This window comes from Blautia sp. MSK.18.38, from assembly GCF_024460535.1.
GTDB classification, from domain to species: domain Bacteria; phylum Bacillota; class Clostridia; order Lachnospirales; family Lachnospiraceae; genus Blautia_A; species Blautia_A fusiformis.
The window spans coordinates 101,318-114,522 of sequence record NZ_JANFYP010000011.1; the positions used below are offsets into that span (position 1 = coordinate 101,318).

General features: G+C 46.5%; 10 protein-coding genes and 1 tRNA gene. 9 read left to right on the forward strand and 2 right to left on the reverse strand.

Features of this window, described 5'->3' with window-relative positions:
• Positions 1-7: 7 nt before the first annotated feature.
• From NE638_RS08880 to NE638_RS18430, 7 genes are all read left to right on the forward strand, one after another.
• Positions 8-808, forward strand: a complete 801-nt coding sequence (locus NE638_RS08880; RefSeq protein ID WP_021651410.1) for a TPM domain-containing protein — start codon at positions 8-10, stop codon at positions 806-808.
• 266 nt (positions 809-1,074) lie between these two features.
• On the forward strand, positions 1,075-2,160 hold the full coding sequence (gene leuB / locus NE638_RS08885) for a 3-isopropylmalate dehydrogenase (RefSeq protein WP_173746050.1): 1,086 nt from the start codon (positions 1,075-1,077) through the stop codon (positions 2,158-2,160).
• 119 nt (positions 2,161-2,279) lie between these two features.
• On the forward strand, positions 2,280-3,953 hold the full coding sequence (gene ilvD / locus NE638_RS08890; protein ID WP_092068317.1) for a dihydroxy-acid dehydratase: 1,674 nt from the start codon (positions 2,280-2,282) through the stop codon (positions 3,951-3,953).
• Between the two features lie 15 nt (positions 3,954-3,968).
• A complete protein-coding gene (ilvB, locus tag NE638_RS08895) occupies positions 3,969-5,651 on the forward strand; it encodes a biosynthetic-type acetolactate synthase large subunit (protein WP_092068314.1) in 1,683 nt (560 codons plus the stop codon).
• The gene (gene serC / locus NE638_RS08900) at positions 5,644-6,726 is read left to right on the forward strand and encodes a 3-phosphoserine/phosphohydroxythreonine transaminase (RefSeq protein ID WP_015527147.1); all 1,083 of its coding nucleotides are present in this window, start codon (positions 5,644-5,646) and stop codon (positions 6,724-6,726) included. Before ilvB ends, serC begins: the two co-directional genes overlap by 8 nt.
• A complete protein-coding gene (locus tag NE638_RS08905; protein ID WP_021651414.1) occupies positions 6,726-7,889 on the forward strand; it encodes a phosphoglycerate dehydrogenase in 1,164 nt (387 codons plus the stop codon). Before serC ends, NE638_RS08905 begins: the two co-directional genes overlap by 1 nt.
• A 512-nt stretch (positions 7,890-8,401) precedes the next feature.
• Complete coding sequence (locus NE638_RS18430) at positions 8,402-8,602, forward strand: pentapeptide repeat-containing protein (RefSeq protein ID WP_173746058.1); 201 nt, start codon at positions 8,402-8,404, stop codon at positions 8,600-8,602.
• 183 nt (positions 8,603-8,785) lie between these two features.
• Here the strand turns inward: NE638_RS18430 and NE638_RS08910 are convergent, their stop codons facing one another.
• Positions 8,786-9,757, reverse strand: coding sequence for a carbohydrate kinase family protein (locus NE638_RS08910; protein ID WP_173746051.1), 972 nt, complete (start codon positions 9,755-9,757; stop codon positions 8,786-8,788).
• Between the two features lie 215 nt (positions 9,758-9,972).
• Between NE638_RS08910 and glgB the strand changes: the two genes are divergently transcribed.
• Both glgB and NE638_RS08920 read left to right on the forward strand, forming a co-directional pair.
• Positions 9,973-12,246, forward strand: coding sequence for a 1,4-alpha-glucan branching enzyme (glgB, locus tag NE638_RS08915; protein ID WP_173746052.1), 2,274 nt, complete (start codon positions 9,973-9,975; stop codon positions 12,244-12,246).
• 126 nt (positions 12,247-12,372) lie between these two features.
• Positions 12,373-12,445 (forward strand) — tRNA-Thr (locus NE638_RS08920).
• 343 nt (positions 12,446-12,788) lie between these two features.
• Here NE638_RS08920 and NE638_RS08925 read toward each other — a convergent pair.
• Positions 12,789-13,088 (reverse strand): hypothetical protein, encoded by a 300-nt coding sequence (locus NE638_RS08925; RefSeq protein WP_173746053.1) that lies wholly within the window; start codon positions 13,086-13,088, stop codon positions 12,789-12,791.
• Positions 13,089-13,205: the final 117 nt, after the last annotated feature.

The following is a 13,205-nucleotide window of genomic DNA, read 5'->3' on the forward strand; positions in this document are numbered from 1 at the left end:
GGATGCCATGAAAAAAAGAATATCTGTATTTTTGATATCGATCCTTTTGTGTCTGGCATGTGCTTTTCCGGTATGGGCAGGCACCGTAAGCCGTCTGGATGACCAGGCGGGACTTCTGGATGCAGAGCAGCAGGAGAGCCTGAGCAGTACTTTGGATGAGATCAGTGAGCGGGATCAGGTAGATGTTGTGGTCGTTACCGTTAACAGTCTTGAGGGAAAAACAGCCCAGGCGTATGCGGAGGATTATTTTATTGACCATGGATATGGACAGGGGGAAAATGGTGACGGTATTTTATTCCTGTTGGATATGGGAGACCGTAACTGGGCCATTGCAACACACGGATATGCGATAGAAGTGTTTACGGATGCCGGACAGTCCTACATCATGGATCAGGTGAAGCCTTATTTAAGTGACGGTGATTATAACGAAGCGTTTCATAAGTTTGCCACGGAATGCGATGATTTTATCACGCAGGCAGATGAGGCAGAGCCATACGATGTGGAAAACCTTCCGGATGAGCCTTTTGCGGTTGGGATAAACCTGCTGATCGCTCTTGCTGTGGGGCTTGTGGCAGGATTACTGGTGACCGGAAATATGAGAAGAAAGCTGAAAACTGTGCGAAAACAGGATCGGGCGGCTTCTTATGTGCGGCAGGGCAGTATGAATGTGACCAGAAGTAATGATTTTTACCTCTACAGTACGGTATCAAAATCCGCAAAACCGAAAAATGAGGATAATAACGGTGGTTCCAGCACCCATACCTCATCTTCCGGTGATACCTTCGGTGGTTCCAGCGGGAAATTCTGAGAATATCATCAGGAAAAACAGAATATGATAAAAAAAGAAAGACTGCTGTACCGGAATGGTAGGGCAGTTTTTCTTTTTTCTGTGTGCGAAAGTATGTCTCTGTGGCGGCAGAAACAGGGAATTGCCGTTTATTTTTTGCATTCCGGAAATAACTTTATCTATTTAATAGGTTGAAATCCGTCGAAAAGTGCGTTATGATAATAACAATTATCCACACCAGTGCGTTAAAATTTTACAGCACAGGGGAAATCGGAGGAGTGAATAAAATGGAGTACAAGATTGCCCTGATTCCGGGAGACGGAATCGGTCCGGAGATTGTTGCCGAGGCCAAAAAAGTTTTAGACAGAGTATGTGAGAAATACAGTCATAAATTTTCATACACAGAGGTTCTTTTAGGAGGGGCATCCATTGATGCTCACGGAGTACCTCTTACAGAGGAAGCCATTGCCCAGGCAAAAGCTTCTGATGCAGTACTGATGGGTTCCATTGGCGGCGATGCCAAGACATCCCCGTGGTACAAGCTGGAGCCGTCCAAACGCCCGGAGGCAGGTCTTCTTGCGATACGTAAGGCGCTGAACCTGTTTGCAAACCTTCGTCCGGCTTATCTTTACAATGAGCTTCGTGATGCATGCCCGCTCCGTGATGAGATCATCGGAGATGGTTTTGACATGATCATTGTAAGAGAGCTTACAGGAGGTCTTTACTTCGGAGCAAGAAAGACTACTGAGGAGAACGGAGTCCGCACAGCAGTAGATACTCTTTCTTATAATGAGAATGAGATCCGCCGTATTGCCATTAAGGCATTTGAGATCGCACGTAAGAGAAGAAATAAGGTTACAAGTGTAGATAAAGCCAATGTTCTTGATTCTTCCAGACTCTGGAGAAGTGTAGTGGAGGATGTGGCAAAGGATTATCCGGATGTAACACTGGAGCATATGCTGGTTGATAACTGTGCAATGCAGCTGGTACGTGATCCGAAGCAGTTTGATGTTATCCTTACAGAAAACATGTTCGGAGATATCCTCTCTGATGAGGCAAGTATGGTGACCGGTTCTATCGGAATGCTTTCCTCCGCAAGCTTAAATGAGACAAAGCTTGGTCTCTATGAGCCGAGCCATGGTTCTGCACCGGATATCGCAGGCCAGAACAAGGCAAACCCCATCGCAACCATTCTTTCCGCTGCTATGATGCTGAGATATTCTCTGGATCTTGATAAAGAAGCAGATGCTGTGGAAACAGCAGTACAGAAGGTTCTTACAGAGGGTTACAGAACAGGAGATATCATGTCTGACGGATGCAAGCTTGTCGGAACCAAAGAGATGGGCAATCTGATCGCAGATGCCATTGCATAAATAAAGCGGGACAGAGAGAAGAAAACGAAACAGAACAGAAAAAACCGGTACCTGGAAGAGGAAGTCTATAAACAGATACCGGATCCTATCGTAAAGAATAAAAAGGAGAGACCTTAAAAATGAAAAGTGATACCGTAAGAAAAGGCACACAGCAGGCACCACATCGTTCCCTGTTCAATGCCCTTGGAATGACAAAGGAAGAAATGGACAAACCACTGGTAGGAATCGTAAGTTCTTATAACGAGATCGTACCGGGACATATGAACCTTGACAAAATTGTAAATGCTGTAAAGCTCGGCGTTGCAATGGCTGGCGGCACACCGGTTGTATTTCCGGCGATCGCAGTATGTGACGGAATCGCAATGGGACACGTTGGAATGAAATATTCCCTTGTAACACGTGACCTGATCGCAGATTCCACAGAGGCCATGGCACTGGCTCATCAGTTCGATGCTCTGGTCATGGTTCCCAACTGTGACAAAAACGTACCTGGCCTTCTGATGGCAGCGGCAAGGATCAACGTTCCTACTGTATTCGTAAGCGGCGGTCCGATGCTTGCCGGCCATGTAAAAGGACACAAAACCAGTCTTTCCAGTATGTTTGAGGCAGTAGGATCCTATGCAGCAGGAACCATCACAGCAGATGATCTGGAAGAATTCGAGAACAAAACCTGCCCGACCTGCGGATCATGTTCCGGTATGTACACTGCGAACAGCATGAACTGCCTGACAGAGGTTCTCGGTATGGGACTGAAAGGAAACGGTACCATCCCGGCAGTATACTCTGAACGTATCCGTCTTGCAAAGCATGCAGGAATGCAGGTAATGGAAATGTACAGAAGGAACATCCGCCCAAGAGACATTATGACAAAAGAGGCAGTTTTAAATGCACTTACAGTAGATATGGCACTTGGATGCTCCACAAACAGTATGCTTCATCTTCCGGCTATCGCACATGAAATCGGAATGGATTTTGATATCAGCTTTGCAAATGAGATCAGTGAGAAGACCCCGAACCTTTGCCACCTTGCACCGGCAGGCCCGACCTACATGGAAGATCTTAATGAGGCCGGTGGTGTCTATGCGGTCATGAATGAGCTGAACAAGCTGGGACTTCTCCATACAGAGTGTATGACAGTAACCGGAAAAACAGTAGGTGAGAATATCAAAAACTGTGTAAACCTGAATCCGGAGGTTATCCGCCCGATCGACAATCCGTATACAAAGACAGGCGGACTTGCCGTACTGAAAGGAAACCTTGCACCGGATGGTGGTGTTGTAAAACGTTCTGCTGTTGTACCGGAGATGCTGGTACATGAGGGTCCTGCACGTGTATTTGACAGCGAGGATGACGCAATTGTTGCCATCAAGAGCGGTAAGATCGTAGAGGGGGATGTTGTGGTTATCCGCTATGAGGGACCAAAGGGTGGCCCTGGAATGAGAGAGATGCTGAACCCTACATCTGCCATCGTGGGAATGGGACTTGGTTCTTCCGTAGCCCTGATCACCGACGGACGTTTCAGCGGTGCATCTAGAGGAGCCGCTATCGGACACGTATCACCGGAGGCAGCAGTAGGCGGCCCGATCGCACTGGTTGAGGAAGGCGATATCATCAGCATCAATATTCCGGAGCTGAAACTGGAGATCAAGGTTTCAGATGAAGAGATGCAGGCTAGAAGAGAAAAATGGCAGCCAAGAGAGCCGAAGGTGACAACCGGATATCTGGCAAGATACGCTTCCATGGTAACATCCGGAAACCGTGGTGCGATCCTGGAAGTACCGAAAGCAAAATAAGGAGGAACGAAAGATATGCAGCTTACAGGTGCAGAGATCATCGTAGAATGTCTGAAGGAACAGGGCGTTGATACCGTATTTGGATATCCGGGCGGCGCGATCCTGAATGTTTACGATGCCTTATATGAATACAAAGATGAGATCACACATGTACTGACCTCCCACGAGCAGGGTGCATCCCATGCTGCTGACGGTTATGCAAGAGCGACCGGAAAGGTAGGTGTCTGCCTGGCAACCTCCGGTCCAGGAGCAACTAACCTGGTAACAGGGATCGCGACTGCATACATGGATTCCGTACCGATGGTAGCCATTACTGCAAACGTAGGAAGACCACTCCTGGGAAGAGATTCTTTCCAGGAGGTTGATATCGCAGGTATCGTAATGCCTGTAACAAAATACAGTTTCATCGTAAAGAATATCGAAGATCTTGCAGATACGTTAAGAAGAGCATTTTATATTGCAAAAAGCGGAAGACCCGGCCCGGTGCTTGTGGATGTCCCGAAGGATATCACAGGAATGAAATATGAATATGAGCCATGCCATCCGGCTATGGTTAACCGTGAGATCAAAAGTATCCGTAAAGAAGATATTGATCAGGCACTGGAAATGATCAGAGAGGCAGAGAAACCGTTTATTTTTGTTGGCGGCGGATGTGTGATCTCCGGTGCTGACCAGGAAGTACGTGAGCTGGCTCGCAGGATCCAGGCTCCTGTCTGCGATACTCTGATGGGCAAGGGTACCTTCCCGGGAGAAGATCCTCTCTATACAGGTATGGTAGGTATGCACGGAACCAAGACTTCCGATCTTGGCGTAACAGAGTGCGATCTTCTTATTGTTCTCGGTGCACGCTTCAGTGACCGTGTAACAGGAAATACCAAAACTTTTGCACATAATGCAAAAATCCTTCAGATCGATGTGGATGCTGCGGAGATCAATAAAAATATCAAAGTGGATGCCAGTGTGATCGGTGATGTGAAGGAAGTGCTGAAACGCCTTCTGGAGGAAATTCCGAAGAAAGAACATCCGGAGTGGATCGCACATATCCAGGAATTGAAATCAAAATATCCGCTGAATTATGATCACACACAGCTTACAGGTCCGTATATTATAGAGAAACTTTATGAGTTGACCAACGGTGATGCGATCATCTCCACAGATGTTGGACAGCATCAGATGTGGGCGGCGCAGTATTATAAATACAAAGAGCCGAGAACTCTTCTTACTTCCGGCGGACTTGGAACCATGGGCTACGGCCTTGGCGCTGCAATTGGCGCGAAGATGGGCAGACCGGAAAAAACAGTTGTAAATATAGCAGGTGACGGATGCTTCCGTATGAATATGAATGAGCTGGCAACAGCTGCACGCTGTGGCAGACAGCTGATCCAGATTGTTATGAACAATCATGTACTGGGAATGGTGCGTCAGTGGCAGACGCTTTTCTATGGAAAGAGGTACTCTTCCACAGTACTGGATGACGCCGTTGATTTTGTGAAATTATCAGAGGCGCTGGGTGCAAAAGCCATTCGTGTGACAAAGATGGAGGATGTGGAGCCTGCACTTAAGATGGCACTGGCAGCAGAGGGGCCTGTCGTTCTGGATTGCTGGATCGATCAGGATCTGAGTGTGTTCCCGATGGTACCGGCTGGTGCGAACCTTGATGATGTATTTGACGAGGAGGATATGAAGAAACATGAGTAGAGTGTATAATTTTTCTGCCGGACCGGCAGTGCTTCCAGAGGAAGTACTCAAAGAAGTAGCGGATGAGATGATGGATTATAACGGCACAGGAATGTCTGTTATGGAAATGAGCCACAGAAGTGCAGCTTTTCAGGAGATCATTGATACTGCAGAGAAAGATCTTCGCGAGCTTATGAACATTCCGGATAACTACAAGGTACTTTTCCTTCAGGGAGGAGCATCCCAGCAGTTTGCCATGATCCCGATGAACCTTATGAAAAACAAGGTCGCAGATTATATCGTAACAGGACAGTGGGCAAAAAAAGCTTATCAGGAAGCTCAGAAATACGGAAAAGCAAACAAGATCGCCTCTTCTGAAGATAAAACCTTCAGCTATATTCCGGACTGCAGTGATCTGCCGATCAGCCCGGATGCAGACTACGTATACATCTGTGAGAACAACACCATTTACGGCACAAAATTCAAAAAACTTCCAAACACAAAAGGTAAGACTCTGGTAGCAGATGTATCCTCCTGCTTCCTGTCTGAGCCGGTGGATGTAAGCAAATATGGTATTATCTATGGCGGTGTTCAGAAGAACATCGGACCGGCAGGCATGGTTATCGTGATCATCCGTGAGGACCTGATCACAGAGGATGTTCTTCCGGGAACCCCAACCATGCTTACTTATAAGACACATGCAGACGCAGGCTCTCTTTACAATACGCCGAATGCTTACTGCATCTATGTATGCGGAAAAGTATTTAAATGGCTGAAGAAGATGGGCGGTCTGGAAGTGATGAAACAGCGCAATGAGGAAAAAGCCAAAATCCTTTATGATTACCTGGATTCCAGCAAGCTGTTCAAAGGAACTGTAGTTCCGGAAGACAGATCCCTTATGAATGTACCGTTCGTAACCGGTGACAAGGAAATGGATGCCAAGTTTGTTAAAGAGGCAACTGAAGCAGGACTTGTAAACCTGAAAGGACACCGTACTGTTGGCGGAATGCGTGCCAGCATCTACAATGCCATGCCAAAGGCCGGCGTAGAGGCACTGGTTGCATTCATGAAAAAATTCGAGGAGGAGAATGCATAATGTTCCAGTATCATTGCCTGAATCCTATCGCTGAAAAAGGTCTGAAACTTTTTGGCGATAATTATAAAAAAACAGAGACCGCTGACCAGTGTGATGCAATCCTTGTAAGAAGTGCAAAAATGCACGACATGGAGCTGCCGAAGAGCGTTTGCGCAGTTGCACGTGCAGGTGCAGGCGTCAATAATATTCCGGTTAAGGAGTATGCAGAGAAGGGTGTTGTTGTATTCAACACGCCTGGAGCCAACGCAAACGGCGTAAAAGAGCTGGTACTTGCAGGTATGCTCCTTGCATCCAGAGATATCGTAGGAGGTATCGAGTGGGTTGCACAGGAGAAAGATAAAGAGCACATCGGCAAGCTTGCCGAGAAGCAGAAAAAACAGTTCGCAGGATGCGAGATCAGCGGCAAAAAGCTTGGTATTATCGGTCTTGGAGCCATTGGAGCCATGGTGGCAAACGCAGCATGCGGTCTTGGCATGGAAGTATATGGTTATGACCCATATCTTTCTATTGATGCGGCATGGAATCTGTCCAGAACCATCAAGCACAGCAAGAGCCTGGATGAGATCTACAGCCAGTGCGATTATATCACCATTCATGTGCCGCTTCTTGACAGCACTAAGAAGATGATCAACAAAGAAGCTTTTGATAAGATGAAGGACGGCGTGGTTCTTCTGAATTTTGCAAGAGATCTTCTTGTTGATGAGGATGCTCTGATCGAGGCTGTTGAGAGTGGCAAGGTTAAGAAGTATGTAACTGATTTTGCAAATGAGACAGTTGCAGGACGCGAGGGTATTCTGGTAACTCCGCATCTTGGTGCGTCTACAGAGGAATCTGAAGAGAACTGTGCAGAGATGGCTGTAAAAGAGATCCGTGATTACCTTGAGAATGGTAATATCAAAAATTCTGTTAATTATCCGAACTGTGATATGGGTACCTGTGTGGCTGTCGGAAGAATCTCTCTTGCGCACAGCAACACACCGAATATGATCAGTCAGGTTACCAAGATCCTTGGATCTGAGGGACTGAATATTGCGGATATGACGAATAAGAGTAAAGGGGAGTTTGCTTATACTCTTATTGATCTTGAGAGTGCGGCGTCTGCTAAGGCGTTGGATGAACTCAAGGAGATTGAGGGAATGTACAGGGTGCGTGTTGTTAAGTAAAGGAACAAGAGGTTAGAAATACTTTTTTTTAAATACTGTGTGGCGTTTGCTTTTTTGGCGAATGACGCACAGTATTTTTTTTGAGGAAAAAAGGAAAACCGCAAAGGGGCCGCAAAGCCGCGGCCCCTCTGCACACCCCTCGGGCTTTTTTTAGGAGTGCTTGGTTGTGGAGGACGGGAGTTTGGTTGACTTGTGTCTGTATGCGACGGTGCTGGGAACGAAAGGTTGAGCCGATGGAGGAGAACGGCCTGACGGGGTTGTTGAGAGTGAAAAAGTCTTGAGGCCGTTATAGGTATGTGACGGTATTGGATGTGGAAGGTTGAGCCGAGAGTGAGGGTGGGAGGGCGTTGGTAGGTCTCGATGTGCGGGGCACATCTGCGGATTTTTTGGAATAATATAGAAGTGAATTTGAGCGGTAAATATATCAAATGCAAATATATCAAATGATCAAATGTAAATATATCAAATGTAAATATATCAAATTCAAATATATCAAATGATCAAATGTAAATATATCAAATGTAAATATATCAAATTCAAATATATCAAATGCAAATATATCAAATGCAAATATATTAAATGCAAATATATTAAATGTAAATATATCAAATACAAATATAATGTGCAAATATAATATGCGTAATGATATTGGTTGTAAATTTTTATACGATAAGATATTAATAAAAATATATGATATAATAGGGAAAATATGAAGAATACACAACAATTGGCGGATAGGCGCGAAGCGTCGTTTCTGCGGTACGTGCCCGGAAAGAGGGGGTGCAGGGGGAGAAAAACGGGCTTCGTAACTTTGAGTGCTTTCTCCCCCTGCGGTGTTTTCTCAGCTTTTCAAAGCCAATAAACAAAAAAATAATTCAATAAAAGAAAAACATACACTACTTGCGGGATGCGATGAAGTCAAGAACTTCATCTCTTTCAGGCATTACGCGGAGTGCTCCCTTCTTTGTTGTGATGAGAGAAGCTGCTGCATTTGCAAAAGTAAGCAGCTCTGCAAGGTTTTCGTCAGTGAGATCCTCAAGACCGTGTTCCAGCACATAATTCAGGGTGCTTGCACAGAAGGTGTCTCCTGCACCGGTGGTTTCAATGGTTTTTTCCTGAAGGAAAGGAGCAGCCTCGACCTTCCGTCCGCGATAATAAGCGCGGCTTCCGTCTTTTCCCATTGTGATCAGCACAAGCGGGATATGATATTTTTCTTCGATAAGAGCAGCACCCTTATCATAATCTGTTGTGTCAAAAAGAAATTCCACTTCATTATCAGAAATCTTCAGTACATCACAGCGTTCCATGCCGTATTCGATTTCTTTGCGGGCATCGTTCAGATCCTTCCAGAGTGGAGGGCGTAAGTTCGGGTCAAAGGTGATGATGCATCCGGATTCTTTTGCCACGTCAAGAGCATAGCGGGTTGCTTCACGGACACCCTCATGTGTGGAAGAAAGCGTACCGAAATGGAAGATCCTGGAATTGCGGATCAGATCGGCATCTACCTCATCCTTTGTCAGCATCATATCTGCACCTGGATTACGGTAGAAAGAAAAATCACGGTCTCCGTCCGGGTAAGTATGTACAAAAGCAAGGGTAGTGTGAATTTCATCGTCCATGACAAGATTTCTGGTATCAATGCCGCATTCTTCTACGGCAGCCTTCAGCTGCTTGCCGAACATGTCGTTTCCGACCTTTCCGATAAATGCAGTTTTTTTGCCAAGACGGTTCAGCATGGCAAGAACGTTACAGGGAGCTCCGCCCGGGTTTGCCTCGAAAGTAGGGTTTCCTTGGGAACTGTCACCGTTTTCTGTGAAGTCGATCAGAAGCTCGCCGAGAGCTGTTACATCATACTGTCTGTTTTCCATTGATGATTCCTCCTGATAAGTTATTTGTTTCATATTCTGCTTCATATTATAATCGTTACACATGATTTTGGGAAGAACCAAATCGAATTATTTTCTGTTCTGTTACCGGTTACTTGTGGCGCTTTTTGCGAAGATTAGAACTGTTATCTTTATTTTTCTGTAAAATGGTGGTAAACTTAGTCTATAAAACAACAAATATGATGGAGGAGACGATTATGGCTGATAAAGCGTATGAATATATGGATTGGCCCCGGATCGAGGCGATCGTTTATGGGGAGGAGGCATCACCTCGTGATGTGATGCAGCCAAGGGTAACAGAGGATGGCGTTCTGATCCAGGGATTTTTTCCGGGAGCGGATGCTGCAGAGGTTGTTGTAGGGGAAAAGAGTTATCCGATGATCCTGGAAGATGAGGCTGGTTATTATGCTGTAATGCTTCCATTGAAAAGGATTCCGGAATATCGTTTCCGTGTGATAAGAGGAAGCAGGAAAGAGACTTTTTACGATGCGTATGAATGTCCATGCCAGATCACGGAAGAGGAGGAACGAGCTTTTTGTGCCGGTGTCTATTACAAGGCATATGAGAAGCTGGGAGCGCATCCGGGGACCTGTGGCGAGGTAGAAGGAACATATTTTGCTGTCTGGGCACCCAATGCAATCCGTGTCAGTGTGGTCGGTGATTTTGACAGGTGGGATGGAAGGCGTCTTCCGATGCATCGGATGCCAATGTCCGGAATTTTTGAGATTTTTGTTCCAGGTGTACAGGCAGGGGCCTCTTACCAGTATGAGATCAAGATCAAAGGCGGCAATGTACAGCGGAAGTCTGATCCTTACGGAAATGGAACCCAGGGAGCGCCGTCTGTGATTTCTGTTGTAACAGAGCTGGGGGAGTTTTTATGGCAGGATGAAGCGTGGATGAAGGAACGTGAAAGGTTTGCCAGCCGTGAAGTTCCGGTTTCTATTTATGAAACGGATGTAACAGAGTGGAAAAACAGTGGTGAATTGGTGGAGTTTCTGAAGGAAACCGGTTATACGCATGTAGAATTTCATCCGGTGATGGAGTATCTTGACCGAAGTTCAGGAGGATATTCTACGTCTGCGTATTATGCTGTGACTACCCGTTTTGGGACTGCGGCAGATTTCCGGACACTGGTAGAGGATCTTCATCAGGCAGGGATTGGCGTGATCCTGGACTGGACACCGGCTCAGTTTCCGCGGTTTGATGCAGGGCTTGAGAAATTTGACGGAACTCCTCTTTATGAAGTACAGGATCCGGCTATGGCCGTTCATCCGATGTGGGGCACCATGCTTTATAATTACGGAAGTCCTATGGTCAAAGATTTCCTTATTTCCAATGCGTTTTTCTGGCTGGATGAATTTCATGTGGACGGATTTCGGATGGATGATGTAGATGCGATGCTGTATCTGGATTTTGGAAGAGAGGCGGGACAGTGGACGGCTAATCTTTATAGTTCCAATGAGAACCTTCAGGCAATGGAGTTTCTGAAGCATCTGAATTCTATTGTGAAGAAGCAGTATCCGGGGATTCTTCTGATCGCACAGGAGGATGGTTTATGGCCGCAGCTTACAGACAGTGTGGAGAATGATCATCTGGGGTTTGACTATAAATGGAGTGGTGGCTGGACAAAGGATCTTCTTTCTTACCTGGAAGCAGAGCCTTTGGACAGACGAAATTATTATGATCAGCTGACGCTTTCCATGATGTATGCATATAGTGAGCATTATGTACTGACTCTGGGGAAGAGAGATGTGGGTACGTTAAAAGAGTTTCAGGAGAAGCTTCCGGGATCTTCAAGGCAGAAGGATGCTCAGCTGCGTGCTGCGTATGGCTATCTGATGCTTCATCCGGGTGTGAAGATGACAGCGCCGGATGGGGATGTGGGGCCGGAAATGAGGGCGTATCTGCATGATCTGAATGAACTTTACAGGAATCATCCGGCGTTGTATGCAATGGATGGTAATTCGGATGGGTTTGAGTGGATCCAGTTTACCAGCTATGATGAGAATGTGGTTGCGTTTCTTCGTAAGACGGAAAAGCAGGAAGAAACGATTCTTGCGGTGTGTAATTTTTCACCGGTATCTTATGACAGTTACCGGGTTGGTGTGCCTTTTGCGGGGAAATATAAGGAAATTTTCAACAGTGACAGTGAAAAGTTTGGCGGACAGGGTGTGGTGAACGCACGGGCGAAAGCGGCTATTCATATGGAGTGTGATAACAGGGAGTTTTCTTTGAAGCTGAAGCTTCCGGCTTATGGTGTGGCGGTATTTGGGTGTACACCGGAGAAGGGGGATGTGAAGAAAAACTCTGTGAAGAAAGGAAATGTGAAAAAGACTGTGGGGAAAAGCAGGGGAAAGCGTATGGATAAAGCGAAAATGACGGTGGTTGAAAAATCTGTGGCTGTAAAGGATGGGGTAAAGGTTGTGAAACGGGTGGCTTCTCGCAGGAAGGGGGCTTCCGGGGATGAGTGATGGTTTGTGAATTAAATGGGAATATGGTTGGGGGTGATTGGGGTGGTGAGGATTTGAGTGGATTGTAGGAAAAAGTGCTTGCATTTTTTGTAAAATACGGTATAATATCAGTTGTGTTTAGCACAAGCTGGAATAGCTCAGTCGGTAGAGCACTTCACTCGTAATGAAGGGGTCGTGAGTTCGAGTCTCATTTCCAGCTTATATATGACTGATAGGAGTCCGGTGTCTTTGGAATATGAAGATGCCGGGCTTTTTTTGTGTGTATGGATGTGGTTGAGGGACGCCAGAGGAAGGTGGCATCGCTCCGGGCAGGGACTCCGTCGGGGGATACTACTAGGGCTCCGTGAGACGGCTAAAAGCATTGCGGCAGGGCCAGAACTCGCCTGCGGCTCAGACAGCAGACCCTGCCGCAATAACGCCGTCTCCCGCAGCCCAAGTAGTAATCACCCCTCCTCCGCAGCAGCCCGGCCCGATGCCACCTTCCTCTGGCTGACGCTTCCAGCCGACAAGAAAAAAGCCAGAGCATGGGACAGAAGCAAACATCAAAGAAACATCAAAGAATCCAGAATACAGGAACCAGATCGGCACGGCGTACCATTATAAATATCGAAGAATCCAGAAACCAGATCGGCACAGCATACCACCATAAGTACCGAAGAATCCCAGAACCAGATCGCAGATCGGCCCAGCGTATCACCATAAATATCGAAGAATACAGGGACCAGATCGGCCCAGCGTACCACTATAAGTACCGAAGAATCCCAGAACCAGATCGCAGATCGGCACAGCGTACCACCATAAGTACCGAAGAATACAGAAACCAGATCGGCACAACGTTCCATTTTGAGTACCGCAGCATACAGACAAAAGTCAACAACGCAGCACACACAACAACGAAGAATTACTTCCGTGCCCAAGAGGGTGGGGGTGCAGGGGGAGGGCCTTCGGGCTACGGAACT

What these genes read in the sequence shown, in the direction of transcription:
- NE638_RS08880 (WP_021651410.1), top strand. Translation starts at nt 8, where the DNA reads ATGAAAAAAAGAATATCTGTATTTTTGATATCGATCCTTTTGTGTCTG.
- leuB (WP_173746050.1), top strand. Translation starts at nt 1,075, where the DNA reads ATGGAGTACAAGATTGCCCTGATTCCGGGAGACGGAATCGGTCCGGAG.
- ilvD (WP_092068317.1), top strand. Translation starts at nt 2,280, where the DNA reads ATGAAAAGTGATACCGTAAGAAAAGGCACACAGCAGGCACCACATCGT.
- ilvB (WP_092068314.1), top strand. Translation starts at nt 3,969, where the DNA reads ATGCAGCTTACAGGTGCAGAGATCATCGTAGAATGTCTGAAGGAACAG.
- serC (WP_015527147.1), top strand. Translation starts at nt 5,644, where the DNA reads ATGAGTAGAGTGTATAATTTTTCTGCCGGACCGGCAGTGCTTCCAGAG.
- NE638_RS08905 (WP_021651414.1), top strand. Translation starts at nt 6,726, where the DNA reads ATGTTCCAGTATCATTGCCTGAATCCTATCGCTGAAAAAGGTCTGAAA.
- NE638_RS08910 (WP_173746051.1), bottom strand. Translation starts at nt 9,757, where the DNA reads ATGGAAAACAGACAGTATGATGTAACAGCTCTCGGCGAGCTTCTGATC.
- glgB (WP_173746052.1), top strand. Translation starts at nt 9,973, where the DNA reads ATGGCTGATAAAGCGTATGAATATATGGATTGGCCCCGGATCGAGGCG.
- NE638_RS08925 (WP_173746053.1), bottom strand. Translation starts at nt 13,088, where the DNA reads ATGGAACGTTGTGCCGATCTGGTTTCTGTATTCTTCGGTACTTATGGT.